Source organism: Paenibacillus sp. 01T431 (assembly GCF_056398625.1).
Window position 1 is genome coordinate 284,993 of record NZ_JBFTPT010000011.1, and the last position, 14,721, is coordinate 299,713.

The window sequence follows — 14,721 nt, forward strand, 5'->3', positions numbered from 1 at the left end:
ACTCCATGACGAATTTAAACTTACAAACGCAAGAAAATGTAGCGTTTATGATTGAAGTTATCAAAACAAAGCTGAAAATGGCTTCCGCTGCAGCGATGCAGGCATCTAACTTTGATCTCAATAAATATGAGGATATAAAAGATCTGTACGAAGTAGTCGCTTCAAAAGAGAAATTCAGCATCAGCGAGGTAGAAGCGCTCGTTTCCGAGCTTGGAAAGCTGCGTTTGCAATAAACTATTTACAAACATAATATTCCAGTATCAGACATTTATTTTCATTTTTCTACAAAAGAAGAACCGAGCCAGGCAACTTCGCCGAACTCGGTTCTTGTTATTGTTCATTCAGTATTTACTCCAGCTCTTCCACTTCTATTTCCGCAGCTTCTATAGACAGCTTTATCGATACTTCCTTGTGCTCGCCTTTTAGAAAATGTGCGATTCGCTCCAGCTTGTCTGCAAGTGCAGGTCCGCTTAGCGTCGTATTTAAATGGTAATCGAAGCTATCCGACGGAAGCTTGCGCTCCGCGAAAGCAGACTGCCCGGACCAGCCGCGCTCTCCGCCAGCATTCGTTCTCGTTATGAGCTGCTCTTGGACGGGATAAAACTTATCTGATTTATTAACAACTCTTTCGTAAATCCGAAGCTTCTTCAGCAGCATATAATATTGCGCGGAATGCTTGAAGTTCCAAGCTTCCCGAATGTCTTTAAGCGTGTAATCCATCTTCCAACGCTTTAATTTTTCCACTTGCTCATCAGTGCTAAGCTGCAAAAAGTCGTCCAACGGCAGCATTTTTTCGGACATCTTGACCCCTCCGATAAATAGTTTATAGAGAAATAAAAATATAATTCAAAAAGGTTTGTTTATTCTATAAAAAATACCATAAATTTTGTCACTTTACAAATTAATATAATTTCACAATGCATGATTATAAAACATTATATAAATTGCTTCATTTTTAAGCTTGATAGCAAAAAACCTCCATCCAATCGCAAGTGACCCGCGTGGATAGAGGTTTTATTATTTTATGCTCTTTGGAGCCCTATAGACGTTAAGAAACGTTCAAAGGCTGCGGCGCCATCAGCTGTGCGCTTGTATACGCCTGCGTCCTTCAACACCTCTAGAAACTTGCTGCCCGTTTCAGCTTCAACGATTTTTTTCGCTTGTTCAGCAGTATTTGAAGATCCAAAACGATCGATTAGAGCTAGCAGCCACTCCGCATGCTTATGGAGCGGATGAGAGTCCGCATGAAGCTCTTCTGGAACAGCAGCTGATGCCCCTGACAAATAAGCTGCAATTTGCTCCAGTTCATCCTTCAAGCGTCCTGGCAGTACTGCAAGTCCCATGACTTCGATCAAGCCGATATTTTCTTTCTTCACATGATGCAAATGCTGATGCGGATGGAAAATACCGTCCGGATGCTCTTCGCTCGTGCGATTGTTGCGAAGCACTAGATCAATCTCATACTCGCCATTGTCCCGTAGACGTGCAATAGGCGTAATCGTGTTATGCGGAGTATTTGTACCATCGGCCTGCTTCGTAAATGCCAGCACATCTACAGCCTCATCGCTATAATTACGCCATTCAACGAGAATATGGCAAGCTGCACGATGAACATCCGCTTTGGACGTCCCGTTAACCCGAACGACTGACATCGGCCAGTTCACGATGCCAAAGCGCAAGCCTGGCAGCTTAGGGTCAGTAAACAGCGTATCTGTTGATGCAGCTTCCATCGGAAACACATGGCGGCCGCCTTGGAAATGATCATGGCTTAGAATCGATCCGCCGACTATCGGCAAATCAGCGTTCGAGCCAATGAAATAATGCGGAAACAATTCCACGAAGTCGAGCAGTCTCGCGAATGAAGAATGCGAAATAACCATCGGCTCATGTGCGCCTTTGAAAATGATGCTGTGCTCATTGTAATAAACATACGGTGAATATTGCAGATACCACTGCTCTTCTTGCAGCGTGAGCGGCAGGACACGCAGGTTTTGACGAGCCGGATGATCAGGACGGCCAGCATAGCCAACGTTTTCTACGCAGAGCAAGCACTTCGGATATTTCGCCTGCGGCATCGTTTTGAGCAGCGCAATCTCCTTCGGATCTTTCTCGGGCTTCGAGAGATTAATCGTAATCTCAAGATTTCCGAATTCTGTCTCGTGCAGCCAATAAAGGTTTTTGCGAATGCGGTCCATCCGAATGTAGTTCGAATCGATGCTCAGGTTGTAGAATGCGTCCGTAGCTGCTTTTAGCCCCTGCTCCTTCGCCAAACGCTGAAATGCAGCGCTGGCTTCAGAAGGACGCGGCAGCAAGAAGCCCATAATGCGAGCATCAAGCAAATCGCGATATGTCGTCGTATTATCTGGAATGAGTCCGATTGCGTAACCATAGTCAAGCAGCGGCTCCAGAAGCGGTACTGCGCTTTCGAGTCGCTCCTCCGGCACTTGGCCTTCAAAAGGCTCAGTAAAGTGAAAGAGATCAAGCAGTTCGTTTCTCGCTGCATGCGTATCAAGCTGATCGTTCAGCAGATTGCGCTGCAATCCAAATTGCAGCAAGCGTTCTATAAGAATCAGCGCATCGTTTGCTGATGTTGCTTGTTGTTTGGTTTCCAAGGTGATGCAGCTCCTTTCCTTTAAGCGTCAATCCTAGTCGTTGTATCCATTTGGATTCGCTTCATGCCAGCTCCAAGCGCTTTTGATAATGTCTTCAAGCTTATCCCGCTTCGGATTCCAGCCCAGCTCCTTGCGAGCACGATCTGATGAAGCTACGAGAATAGCAGGGTCGCCCGCACGGCGAGCTTCGAACACAGCAGGGATTTCTTTGCCAGTCACTGTGCGCGCAATTTCAATAACTTGTTTGACAGAAAAGCCTGTTCCGTTGCCTAAATTGTATACAGAGCTTTCAGCTCCGCTGCGAAGACGATCCACTGCAAGCACATGGGCATCGGCAAGGTCGCTTACATGAATGTAATCACGGACACACGTACCGTCTGGCGTCTCATAGTCTTCTCCAAATACCGAAATATGAGGACGTTGACCAAGCGCTGCTTGGAGCACGATAGGAATCAAATGGGTTTCCGGGCTATGGTCCTCGCCGATTTTCCCGCTCTCATGAGCGCCCGCCGCATTGAAGTAACGAAGCGAAACAAATTTGATGTTATGAGCAACATCGAACCATTTCATCATTTTTTCCATCGCAAGCTTCGTTTCGCCATAAGCATTCGTCGGAAGCGTGCGATCGTACTCGTCGATCGGCACGTTCTCCGGTTCGCCGTAAGTAGCAGCTGTCGAAGAGAATACGATTTTACGAACATTGTATTCATTCATTTTCTCAAGCAGGCAAAGCGTACCAAATACGTTATTGTGATAATATTTGCCCGGATCCTTCATGCTTTCGCCAACAAGCGAATTCGCTGCAAAATGGATCACTGCATCGATTTCATTTTCCTTAAAGACGGTATCCATGAAAGCTGCATCGCGAAGATCACCCTCATACAGCTTGCCTCCAAGCAAAGCCTTGCGGTGACCCTGCTGCAAGTTGTCGACGATAACGATTTCCTCGCCGCGTTCCTGCAATGCCGCTACTGCATGCGAGCCGATGTAGCCAGCCCCTCCAGTTACTAATACTGCCATGATTCATTTCCCCTCTCCATTTGGTGTCGCATGATCATGCTATTTATACTAGGCGCTCTACGCCATTTCCGATTGTGCATACATAGAAGTCAGCAGTTAAGCCTGTTGCTTCATTATACTTGCGGCCTACCTCTGCTTGGAACGCTTCAACGCTGTCTTCGTGAACGAGCGAAACCGTACATCCGCCGAAGCCTGCGCCCGTCATACGCGAACCTAGTACGCCTGGTACGAGGCGAGCAGCCGCAACCATGGCATCCAGCTCAGCACCCGTTACTTCGTAAAGATCGCGCAGCGAATCGTGTGAGCCGTTCATTAATTGTCCAAACTGCGCAAGATCGTTTGCTTTCAATGCTTTGATTGATTGCAGTACACGGTCGATTTCTTCTACCACATGCTGTGCGCGTTTGCGAACTGTTTCATCCTTGATCAGATGTTTTGCAGAGTTAAATTGCTCCAGATTAATCTGTCCAAGAAGCGTAAGCTCAGGGAATGCTGCTTTAAGATCCTGTACCGCCTGCTCGCATTGTGCGCGGCGCTCATTATAAGCGGAGTCAACCAAGCCGCGGCGTTTGTTCGTATTGCCTATTACCAGCTTATAGCTGCCGGAATCAAATGGAATGAGATCATATTCAAGCGTATCGCACATGAGCAGGATGGCATGGTCCTTTTTGCCGTTTGCAACCGCGAATTGGTCCATGATGCCGCATTGCACGCCATTAAACTCGTTTTCGGATTTTTGTGACAGCAATGCGATTTTCACTTTATCAGTTGGAAGTCCCTCAAGAGTTTGCAGTGCAAAAGCTGTTACGACCTCAATGGATGCAGAGGAGGAAAGTCCAGCACCATTTGGAATTTCGCCATGATACAGCAAGTCGTAGCCGCTGGAAAATTTCACGCCTGCTTGCAAAAGCTCATGAACAATTCCTTTAGGATAGTTCATCCAGTCGTCAGCCTCGTCATACACAATCGTGTCGAGCGAGAAGCTTTTTGACGCTGGGAAGTTTGTTGTCGCTAGACCAAGATGATGATCTGGGCGTTTGCGGATAAGAAGCGTCGTTCCGAAAGTTAGTGCAGCTGGGAATACGTAGCCGCCGTTGTAATCTGTATGCTCACCGATCAAGTTTACGCGGCCTGGAGCATGAAATACAGCGATGTCGCTTGCGTCTCCGCCGTATTGTTGTATGAACTGCTGTGTTAGCGCTTCAATGTTTGCCATTTGCTATCACGTTCCTTTTTATATCGATTTTGTATGTTTGGATAACAACTTTAGTATACGGGAAGCAGCAGTAAAACTAAATGGCGGCAAGTGCTTTTTATATGGATTAATGTGACTTCTCGCATAAACATCGGACATGCTATGATATTATAAACTCTACAATTGTTTATCTTCGCATTCCACTGTAAAGCAGGTGTAAAGTAAAATGCAGCAGGATATGTATACCGTAGCCTCCAATCCCGTTATCAGTGATGGCAAAAACTCCCCACTCAATGTATTGTTTGCTGGCGAGAGCCAAACGAAGCCGTACCACCGGCTTGGTCCCAAGGTTTATGACTTCTATTTGATGCACATCGTACTGGAAGGAAAGGGCATCTTTATTTGTGATGAGGTTAAGCATGAGCTTCGTGCAGGGCATACGTTCTTAATTGAGCCGGAACAATTAATCAGTTATGAATCTGACGGTGACACGCCATGGAAATATCGCTGGGTCGCATTTCATGGAACATTGTCCGCCGATCTTGTTGCAACCGCTGGCTTAACAGCCGAGCAGCAGGTAGTGTTTACGCCAGATAAGCGGCGAGCCGCTGCATTGTTTCGTCAAATCTATGATACCTTTAGGCGGGGAGGCGCTGCGTCTGATATGAGAGCCGTAGGTTATTTGCATTTGCTCCTTGCCGAGTACAAAAGCGCGCTCAATAGCCAGAACGGCAATGAAATCCGTACCTCCCAAGCAGAAGGCGATCATTTGCTTCAACAAGTCATCCATTACTTATCAACGCAGTATGCCCATCCGGTCTCCATTGAACAAATGGCGGAATCGCTTGGCTACAATAGAGCGTACTTGTCCCGTTTGTTCAAGCAGCGCATTGGCGTATCTCCCGTTACTTTCCTGCTCAAGCTCCGAATCGATAAAGCACGCCGCATGCTGAGGGAACGGCCAGAGCTGACCATCGAACAAATTTCCGCATCAGTCGGTCTACAGGATGCTCTGTACTTCTCCAAACAATTCCGCCGGCTTCATGGCCAATCTCCTACAGCATACCGCATGGCGATGCGGAATTTAGGTGACTAAGCAGCGCCGTTCAGCTGAATATCCATCCTCTTGTTAGTATCAGCTCCCGATCGCTTCATATTCGTAAATTCGGGTAATACTATCGTAGGGAGTGATGATCTATGAAAGAGCTGCACACCGGTAACTTATATTGGCCGGTTACATTAAACAATCCCAAGGTGTATGCGCCCTTGCGGCAAAACAAAAAAACACAAGTGGCTGTTATAGGAGGCGGGATGTCAGGTACGATCTGTTCTTCTGTTTTCAATAAAAGCGGCCTTTCCACCATTATGCTTGAACGGGGACAGGTAGCCGGCGGAAGCACCTCAGCCAATACAGGCCTCCTGCAATTTTGCAACGATATTATGCTTTGTGACCTCATCGACCAAATCGGGGAGCGGGATGCCCAAATCTTCTATAAAGCGTGTAGAGATGCAGTCCAAATGCTCGAAAAAACAGCTGACTCCCTTTCTATCGATGTAGGATTGATTAGAAGAAACAGCCTGTATTATGCCTCTTCGGAGCAGGAGCTTCCTAAACTCAAAAGGGAATATGAGGCTTTAAAGGCTTGTGGACTTGAAGTCGAATTCTGGTCCCCGAGCGACATCGCCAAACATTTTCCGTTTCAGAAGCCAGGTGCGATCGTTGCACACGGCGACGCAGAGGTAAATCCTTATCAGTTCGTAAACGGTGTAGCAAACGATGCTGCTGAAGCTGGGCTTGAGATTTATGAGCAAACCGATGTCGTAGCACATGAAACGCTGCCAAGCGGCCTCCATCTTCTAAAAACCGCTGACGGTTATGAGATTGAAGCAGATCATGTTGTTTATGCTGTAGGGTATGAGCCTGAAGAGCTTCGCGGCAAGCTGATCAAAGCTGAGCTGAATCGCTCCTTTGCACTTGTCACTGAAGTTCAGCCAAGTCTTCAAAGCTGGCATGAACGCTTTCTCGTATGGGAAACTGCCCGTCCCTATTTGTATATGCGAACGACTATTGACGGCCGCGTCGTTGTCGGCGGCTTGGATGAGCATACTGAAAAGCCCACTCACAGCGATAAAGAACTTAGGAAACACAGCGATAAGCTGCACAGCCAGCTAAAGGCTTTATTTCCCGAGCTGCAAGCTCCCATTGCCTATGAATGGTGCGCCACCTTCGGCGAATCGCGTGACGGCTTGCCCTTTATAGGTGCTGATCCCGCTTGGAAAAATGTTTATTATTGCTTAGGTTATGGCGGCAACGGTACCGTATACAGCATGCTTGCATCCCATTTGCTGCGTGATCTTATTATCGGCGAAGAGCATCCCTTAACTGAAATCGTAAAGCTGGATCGCAAATCCTTAGCAAATGTATAATCAACAACATAAATGATACAACTTTTCATTGCGGCTGCCGTCCGTCGGACGGCTTATATACATAATTAAAAAGCCTCACCTATCGGCAAAAATGGCTTCTGCGCGATAAGTGAGACTTCTTTATATTTATCTTTCTGATGTAACCAGCAGCTATTCGCCAGCAATAACGCTAGAGGCATTGCAGGCGCGAAAAACAGCTTCTGCCGCCCCCAGCCGTGACAAATCCGGACCGCCATCCTTGTCAAACAACGATTTGCTTTCCAGAGTTTCAACAATAACGATTAATGAACCGCTTTGCAGAGCATCACTGCACAATCGAACTTCTTCATTTTCAAGACCAAGCGACTGCAGCGTTCCACTGTGATCGTCATCGCCAAGCAGAATTGCCGCTGCAAAAGGAAAACCTCCGGCAGCATAAGGCGCTGTCCCGTAACCTGTCATGCCATAAACAGCATTCATGCCAGCTCCTGCAAACCCAGCAGCAGCAGCCATGCCAAGACTACCTAAACCTTGACGGTCAGGTATATCTTCGAGCTCTCTAAGCTCGTCCACATGGACATCGCTCTCTGCTTCTACGCGCCTAGAATGCTCAGAATCTTTCGCTATGACTTTTAGCTCGCCTTGAACGAAGCCCGCTTGCTCCAGCTGTTCAATAGCCGTTATGACTTGCTGCTCCGTTTCAAATATGCCTATTTTTTTTGCCATTGCCTTATCCTCCTTATGTTGCATACTAATCTTGGTATGCCCTTCTTATGGCGGATTAAGTCGTATTATGTTGAAATTTGACATGAAATAACGAAGGTTTTGTGTTATCAAATGATCAGGTTGTGCATCATTGAAGTTCGCGGTATGATGGAGGAATAGATATTGGAAAATCGGACAAGCAGGAGGCAGAGCGATGATTCATCGGATGCTTCGCTATCCCGCAGGATGGGAATGGCATGTACTGCAGCAAGCGAGGCAGCAAACCGTAAGGAATGAGCCCTTGCCCAGCAGGAAAGGTGCACAAAGGCAAACCGTTTCTTCAAGCGAAGGACAAAAGACCATTAAAGCCATTACCAAACAGGAACAGGAAGCGGCTCAGCAGCAGAGAGATGAGCTCAAGCAGCTATTTCCGGAATGTGCGTCATGGATTGATGAATGCGCAGGCAGAAGAACAAACAATATATCCGTTGGCGGTGCGACGCATTCGCAGAAGCTGCTATATGGCACTGTTATGTTCCAAGTGTCGGACGACCAATCGGATATTCAACCTTTTCACTTCTGGCTGACAGAAGACCGGCTGCTGACGATGCATGATGACATGCGCATTCCGCTCCGACTTCAGTCCATTGACCATAACCTAAAGTTCGAGAGCTGTGAATCGGCTCCTGAAGCGTTATTTATTATGCTGAGCATTATTTTGGAAACGTTCCATGCTGGTCTTGATGGTTTTGAAAAAAGACTCGGAGAGCTTGAAACGACGATGCGCAATGAGAATCGTACCGGCCTTATCGATACTATTTTTGAGAGGCGTTACGATTTGCTTCATTGGAGTCATCTTTTCATTCCGATTAGAGAAGTTCATAGTGCTGCACAGGAAGCTTTCATGGATGAACTCACCGAGACGGACAGCTTTAAGCGCATTACGCATAAGCTGGAGAGAATCGAAGCGCTTCTGAAGCATTACGCACTGGAAATAGATACCTTGATCTCAATGGACGATGCCATCTCAAACTTTCGCGGCAACGATATTATGAAGACGCTCACGATATTTACTGTCTTGTTCCTGCCTGCTACGATTATAGGCGGTATATGGGGCGTTAACTTCGAGATCCTGCCATTTAAAGATAATAAGTGGAGCTTTACAGCGATGAACGTATTTATTTTATTCGTTACGATTTTCATGTATTTATGGCTTTGGAAGAAAGGCTGGACTGGCGACTTGTTAAATGGACGCAATCCGAAGGAGATTGTTACTACTGATTCTTCCTCTCAGGCAAAACGTTCCAAGCGTTCGAAGAGCAGCCGTTCGCAGAAAGCCTCTGCGAATGCTTCAAGTGAACCCCCTCAAGCTCAAACGCGTTCCCAAAGAAAACGAAGCCAATAATGATAGTCAGCCCATATTAAAACCGTCCACTAGGGTCAATGACCTTCATGGACGGTTTTTTACATCATATTCTAAAGCTTAACTGGCAATCCAGTACGAGCAGATTCATTAGCAGCAATGGTCACTTGATGTGTTCTTACTGCATCCGCATAACTGGAGCGAATGCGGGAAACATCCCCGGTTCGGATCGCATAAAGAAAAGCCTCATTTTCCAACTCATAGGGATCCGTTTGGTTAGCATACTCTGTTCTGCGGCCAGCCTCCGTGTCGATCAATCCGCTATGGCCAAGCTCCAGCACGCCTTTGTTCGTATAAATATGCAGTCCGGAACGATCTCCAGCTGGGATAGCGCAAGTATTGCTAATTGTAGCAACTGCACCACCCACTAGCTTCAGTGTAACTGTGCCTACATCAGGAACCGTCACACCTTCTTCAACACCGCTCATATATCGATTGCCGTAAGCTGCGTAAACCTCACTTACTTCACCAACCGTATACCTTAGCAGATCCACAATATGTGTTGTCTGCTCTACGAATTGACCGCCTGATCCTTCCATCTTGCGCCACCAGCTTACCCCCGGCATGGAGCCCATCCAATAGCCAAGCGCCATTAATGTTGTGCGCTCGCGCAGCAGCTCTCTTGCACGGTCGGTTCCATCCATATAACGGAAATGATAGCCAGCCGATGTAATCAGCTTTTTCTCTTCGATTCCTTTCAAAATCTCAGACGGCAGCTGCTCGTCCACTCCAAGCGGCTTCTCTACAAGAAAGGGAATGCTTCTTTCAAGCAATGCAGATTCAATCTCGCCATGCGCAAATGGCGGTACACAAATATATACCGCATCAAGCTTACGATCATCCAGCATGCGATGTATAGAATCATAACCGCGTGCACCCTCAAAGCGCTGTGCTGCTGCATCTGCTTTTTGCTGGCTAGTTGCTAAGAAAGCAGTTACCTTGATGCCGGCAAGCTTAGCGAGCTTCTCCGCGTGCATCATGCCAAACCATCCTGTACCTGCAATACCTATTTGAAGAGTCATTTATGAATCCCCTTTCATAATCGCGTTATTCCCCGATTATACTTGTAGCTGCCTTATGAAGTCCATTTTTTTCCGCTGGTACCCATCTGCAGGGCTGATCATATATTACAAACATCGGGAGAACCGGAGTTGTATGAGCGGAGGGATGGTATGACAGCAAATACGAGAGGTACGTTAGCCACGCAGGATCTCGATTATCGAACGGCTTTGTTTTTGGCTGCGGTTTGCGGACAAACGTACATGCAATACAATAACAAGGACGGATTATTTCTTGTACCTAGAACCTACAGCTTAGTAAGTGAATTTACGGCTAGAGCATATGACGACAGCGATGAACGATTCGGTTTTGTTTTAACATCTGAAGGTGCATCCGTGCTCGCTTTTCGCGGCAGCAACTCTGCAGTGGATTGGGTATCTGATTTCATTGCCCAGCAAACGACTTACCGCCCAGTCAAAAATGCCGGTCTAACGCACAAGGGGTTTACTGACATCTATATGTCAGCACGTACTCAAATCATTGAAATCATAAATCAGCTTCCACAGGGCAGACCGCTGTTTATAACAGGACACAGCCTTGGGGGAGCACTTGCAACCCTTGCTGCCCTCGACCTTGCGAACAACACCTCATTTATAGATCCCATTGTATATACGTATGGAGCACCTCGAGTCGGAGATCCGAAGTTTGCAAGCAGCTATAACGCATCCATTGGTACCCATTGGCGTTTTCAAAACGAATTTGATATCGTCCCCCATCTGCCTACGCTTGTTTACCAATCGCCAAAGACTAAACAAACTTACTACTATATGCACGCAAAGGGTGAGGTGAAACGTTCGTTCCGTATGGGCTCTGTCTCAGGAAACCATATATTATCAAACTACTTCGCTGATCTTGCCCAAGAAGATCCTGCCTTTGCCCTGGCCATTTGCGCGGAGCCGCCAGGCTGGTGCCCAGCAATTGAAGTTTAATTCCGAGCTGCTGCAAAAAAACAAAAAAAGCAAATCTCATCTCCCGCACCGCTTGCTTCATGCGAGTAAGATTTGCTTCTCTATGTCCAAATAATCTTTGTCATTTCGCTGGGAGAACATATAGCAGTATAGCGAAGAAATGGACAATTGAACCGCCAAGTACAAACAAATGCCATACGGCGTGATGGTAAGGAAAGGCACGCCACATATAAAATATCGTTCCGAATGTGTACAGCAAACCCCCTGTTACGAGCAGCTGCACCCCTCCTGGAGCTAGATGCGTTGTGAGCGGCTTCCAAGCAAATACGATAATCCATCCCATTGCGATGTAAATGATCGTTGATGTGAATAAAAATCGTGATGCAAAAAAAGCCTTAAACGCTACACCGATTAATGCCGCTCCCCAAACGATCCCAAACAGTACCCAGCCAAGCGTACCTTGCACGATATGGAACAATATCGGAGTATAAGTTCCTGCTATAAAGACGTAAATAAACGAATGATCAAGTGATTCAAATACCCGCTTCGCTTTTCCCTCGGGAAAGCTGTGCACGAGCGTAGAGGCCGCATACAGCAGCAGCATGGCTGATCCATATATAGTAAAGCTGACAACATGAAAGGCCGTTCCCCTCGTTGCCGCGAATACGATCAACACGACGAGTGCCGCAATGCTGAGTGCAGCCCCAATCCCATGTGTGACGGCATTCGCAATTTCTTCTTTCTTTGTGTACGTATGTGTATTGGCCATGGGTCCTTCACCTCCTAAGTCGTAAGCATCTCACTCTAGAAGCTGCTGCTTACTCTCACCTTAGTGTATAGGATCAGACCCACCCTTTCAACCAACCCCGCACGCGGTCCACTGTTTTATCTAGATTGCAAATGGCCTCCTGGTCGCTAAAATCCTCCGTATGGCGAAAATAATCCGCATGTCCGCCCACAGTAGGAATTCCTTCAACATAGCCTGGCGCGTACTTCATGCGATTCCACCTTGGCATCGCATATTTGCTTATGCTCCATCCGCCCCAAGTCCCAATTCGGCTAATCGGGTCATTAAGCTTGCCTAAGCTGTCGATGGAATGAAAATAACTAACGCGCTCCTGAAGCTTTGGCTCGATCGGCGTTCTTGGTGATCCGACCTGCACGATTCGAAAATCCTCGATTTGATCCTGCTCATAAAGCATTTTTGCCGCTTGATAAGCAGCGGCACCGCCGCCGCTGTGTCCAATCAACAATAAACGCTCGCTGCTCATCGTTTGTTTGATTTTCTCCAGCGCATGTTGTCCGCCGATCCGACCAGCCGTTAAACGGTTGGACAAGTCGCTTTTCACCTCTAGCACTTGTCTAACCAAGCTGCGACTGGCATCGCCATAAGGAAATATGACGTGGATAGCTGGTTCGACACCATCGGATTGAAACATTTGTTCCAGCTTAACCTTGCATTCCGTAAATATGCTATTGGATGTTGCGACACCGGCAAGCAAATAAATACTCATTCGTGATGGTTTGGTCGCCGTCATAACGAATCCCTCCGTAATTAACTTAAACGTTATTCATTTTCATGTTTTATTATTTTTACTAATTCATCCGTGTATATTCATTATGCGGGATAGTCGATTGATTCATTCTTGCCTTTTGTTGTAATTTCCGTAAATTTAGGCAAGAACCCCGTGAACCTCCAAGCTGACTAACCTGCTTCTTATATTATTATATAAGAAAAACGCCTAGCTGTTACCAGCTGGCGTCCTTCATTGTTGCTATTTCTGCATTTCAAAAAAAAGTTGGAACCGACAGCTATACACCCATTTTTTTACGCTGATTGTTAACTTTCTTCGTGTTCTGGCTCTTCAGTGCCTGCGTCCCCGTAGAAAGATGCGATTGGCCTGGAGCTCCTCCAGCTTTCGCTTGTTTCTTCTGAGCGAGCAATTGCTTCGCTTTCTCCGCTTGAGTCAGCTTCTTAGGCTCCTCTTGGGATTCGTTTTGTTCAATTGTAGACATAGGTTCACCTCGTTTCATGCGCTACATAATTCTTATTCTACTACACTTATATATCTGGTAAAAGAGGCTTTACTCAGGGTTGTGGTTTTTATGATCCTCCAAGATGCCAGCTCCAATTGCCTCATCATTGGATCAGTTGTGACAATAACCGCTCGCTTCGCCCACCTTCTTACACTCTCAAGCATAACAAGCTGCTCGCTTTCTGGCAAGACAGAGCACAAATTGTATGGCATATCTACAATGGCAGCATCGTAATGACCTTCGAGAAGCCGCATATCGCCAAGTCTTACTCGGTCGGGATAACCAAAATGAGCAAGATTTACGCGCGCGCCTCGCACGGCTAGCGGATTGATATCCAACCCCTCAATGTCGATTCCCATTGACATGCCTTCAATCAGAACGGTTCCCATTCCGCAGCACGGATCAATAAGCTTAAGCTGTTCAGCTGCTAGCTCAGCCGCAAGATTCACGATCGCACGAGCTGCTCTTGTTGGCAGTGCGGTTGAATAATTTTGCGGCTTATTCTGATGCCTCAGCCAAACAGCTCCGTTCTCTTCCAGCGGTCCAAAGTACCAGCGTCCATAAAGCTTCATTAAACCAAACAGCTGCTCCGCTTTGCGCATATCGGCTTTGCCATGAATAACCGCGCCAGCAGCTCTCTCGAGCATTCTTTGCTCATCGAAGGTGAAGGCTTCATCGCCTTGCGTATAAACAACCTTGAACGTTTTTCCACCCAGCTCAATTGACGGAAGCATAACGATCAGTTCTTCCATACTGTTAGCTTCCAGCATGACGGCTATACGCCGTTTTACGAAAGGGCTGCGATCAACCGATAGCTTATGCTGACTTCTGACAACGCCTTGTTTGGGCTTCTCGCCGAATAAGACTTGCAGCTCCAGCTCACACAAAGCCGCTTCATCCTCATGGCATGCATACGTATAAATAAACATTAATGGCCTCACGATCTGATAACTATATTATTCCTTTTGTGAAACAGCCGCCTCTTCGCTCGGCTCCGTTCGGATCGTTGCCTTGGATAAACCAAGCAACTCCGCTTCGGTTGTAAATTCAGCAAGCTGCTTCTCTAATGATTTGACGGTTCGCTGCAAGCGAATCTGACGAATCATCCCCAGCAGGCCTACGGTTAAGCCGCCAAGCAGCGTCGATCCCAATATGACGAGAATGAGCGGAAGGGTTGCCTTCGTAAACAAAAAGTTTACATGTACCGAATCGATATTGATAACCGCAAATATCGCGATAAGAAGCGCGAATACTAATGCGGAAATAAGAATTCCCGGACCTTTCATACCGATTCCTCCCTTTTCAAAAATCATACCACAAACCTAATCCATTCGCCTATTGGCAAGCTATGAGTAA

The 14,721-nt window shown here is 46.8% G+C and carries 16 protein-coding genes; 5 read left to right on the forward strand and 11 right to left on the reverse strand.

Translation table 11 applies throughout. The features are described from left to right. The first annotated feature begins 5 nt into the window (after positions 1–5). A complete protein-coding gene (locus AC1DM9_RS21110) occupies positions 6–233 on the forward strand; it encodes a DUF1128 domain-containing protein (protein WP_076269651.1) in 228 nt (75 codons plus the stop codon). A gap of 115 nt (positions 234–348) precedes the next feature. Here the strand turns inward: AC1DM9_RS21110 and AC1DM9_RS21115 are convergent, their stop codons facing one another. The 4 genes from AC1DM9_RS21115 to AC1DM9_RS21130 all read right to left on the reverse strand — a co-directional run bounded on the left by AC1DM9_RS21115 (position 349) and on the right by AC1DM9_RS21130 (position 4,848). After that, entirely contained in the window at positions 349–801 is a 453-nt protein-coding gene (locus tag AC1DM9_RS21115) for a hypothetical protein (protein ID WP_076269650.1), read from the reverse strand. 221 nt (positions 802–1,022) lie between these two features. After that, positions 1,023–2,612, reverse strand: a complete 1,590-nt coding sequence (locus AC1DM9_RS21120; RefSeq protein ID WP_477512773.1) for a UDP-glucose--hexose-1-phosphate uridylyltransferase — start codon at positions 2,610–2,612, stop codon at positions 1,023–1,025. 33 nt (positions 2,613–2,645) lie between these two features. Next, a complete protein-coding gene (galE, locus tag AC1DM9_RS21125; RefSeq protein ID WP_441877407.1) occupies positions 2,646–3,632 on the reverse strand; it encodes a UDP-glucose 4-epimerase GalE in 987 nt (328 codons plus the stop codon). 43 nt (positions 3,633–3,675) lie between these two features. Continuing rightward, complete coding sequence (locus tag AC1DM9_RS21130; protein WP_477527947.1) at positions 3,676–4,848, reverse strand: galactokinase; 1,173 nt, start codon at positions 4,846–4,848, stop codon at positions 3,676–3,678. Positions 4,849–5,053: 205 nt separating this feature from the next. On the opposite strand from AC1DM9_RS21130, the gene AC1DM9_RS21135 reads away from it, so the two are divergent. After that, on the forward strand, positions 5,054–5,923 hold the full coding sequence (locus AC1DM9_RS21135; RefSeq protein ID WP_477512771.1) for an AraC family ligand binding domain-containing protein: 870 nt from the start codon (positions 5,054–5,056) through the stop codon (positions 5,921–5,923). A 101-nt stretch (positions 5,924–6,024) separates the two neighbouring features. Continuing rightward, entirely contained in the window at positions 6,025–7,254 is a 1,230-nt protein-coding gene (locus tag AC1DM9_RS21140) for an NAD(P)/FAD-dependent oxidoreductase (RefSeq protein WP_477582002.1), read from the forward strand. Positions 7,255–7,404: 150 nt separating this feature from the next. Here the strand turns inward: AC1DM9_RS21140 and AC1DM9_RS21145 are convergent, their stop codons facing one another. Beyond that, positions 7,405–7,959, reverse strand: a complete 555-nt coding sequence (locus AC1DM9_RS21145; RefSeq protein WP_477512769.1) for a hypothetical protein — start codon at positions 7,957–7,959, stop codon at positions 7,405–7,407. Between the two features lie 193 nt (positions 7,960–8,152). Between AC1DM9_RS21145 and AC1DM9_RS21150 the strand changes: the two genes are divergently transcribed. Next, a complete protein-coding gene (locus AC1DM9_RS21150) occupies positions 8,153–9,343 on the forward strand; it encodes a magnesium transporter CorA family protein (RefSeq protein ID WP_441877422.1) in 1,191 nt (396 codons plus the stop codon). 71 nt (positions 9,344–9,414) lie between these two features. Here the strand turns inward: AC1DM9_RS21150 and AC1DM9_RS21155 are convergent, their stop codons facing one another. Further along, the gene (locus tag AC1DM9_RS21155; RefSeq protein WP_477582004.1) at positions 9,415–10,383 is read right to left on the reverse strand and encodes a Gfo/Idh/MocA family protein; all 969 of its coding nucleotides are present in this window, start codon (positions 10,381–10,383) and stop codon (positions 9,415–9,417) included. Between the two features lie 150 nt (positions 10,384–10,533). Here AC1DM9_RS21155 and AC1DM9_RS21160 point away from each other — a divergent pair, with 150 nt between their 5' ends. After that, the gene (locus tag AC1DM9_RS21160; protein WP_477582006.1) at positions 10,534–11,349 is read left to right on the forward strand and encodes a lipase family protein; all 816 of its coding nucleotides are present in this window, start codon (positions 10,534–10,536) and stop codon (positions 11,347–11,349) included. 100 nt (positions 11,350–11,449) lie between these two features. Here AC1DM9_RS21160 and trhA read toward each other — a convergent pair whose 3' ends face one another. From trhA to AC1DM9_RS21185, 5 genes are all read right to left on the reverse strand, one after another. Then, positions 11,450–12,097, reverse strand: a complete 648-nt coding sequence (trhA, locus tag AC1DM9_RS21165; protein ID WP_477512766.1) for a PAQR family membrane homeostasis protein TrhA — start codon at positions 12,095–12,097, stop codon at positions 11,450–11,452. Positions 12,098–12,170: 73 nt separating this feature from the next. Further along, a complete protein-coding gene (locus tag AC1DM9_RS21170; protein ID WP_477512765.1) occupies positions 12,171–12,866 on the reverse strand; it encodes a lipase family protein in 696 nt (231 codons plus the stop codon). 274 nt (positions 12,867–13,140) lie between these two features. After that, positions 13,141–13,344, reverse strand: coding sequence for a hypothetical protein (locus AC1DM9_RS21175; RefSeq protein WP_179089865.1), 204 nt, complete (start codon positions 13,342–13,344; stop codon positions 13,141–13,143). 32 nt (positions 13,345–13,376) lie between these two features. Further along, positions 13,377–14,294 carry a TRM11 family SAM-dependent methyltransferase gene (locus AC1DM9_RS21180; RefSeq protein ID WP_477582009.1) on the reverse strand — a complete coding sequence of 306 codons (918 nt, stop codon included), beginning with the start codon at positions 14,292–14,294 and terminating at the stop codon, positions 13,377–13,379. 27 nt (positions 14,295–14,321) lie between these two features. Then, positions 14,322–14,651 (reverse strand): LapA family protein, encoded by a 330-nt coding sequence (locus AC1DM9_RS21185; RefSeq protein ID WP_339207192.1) that lies wholly within the window; start codon positions 14,649–14,651, stop codon positions 14,322–14,324. Positions 14,652–14,721 lie beyond the last annotated feature (70 nt).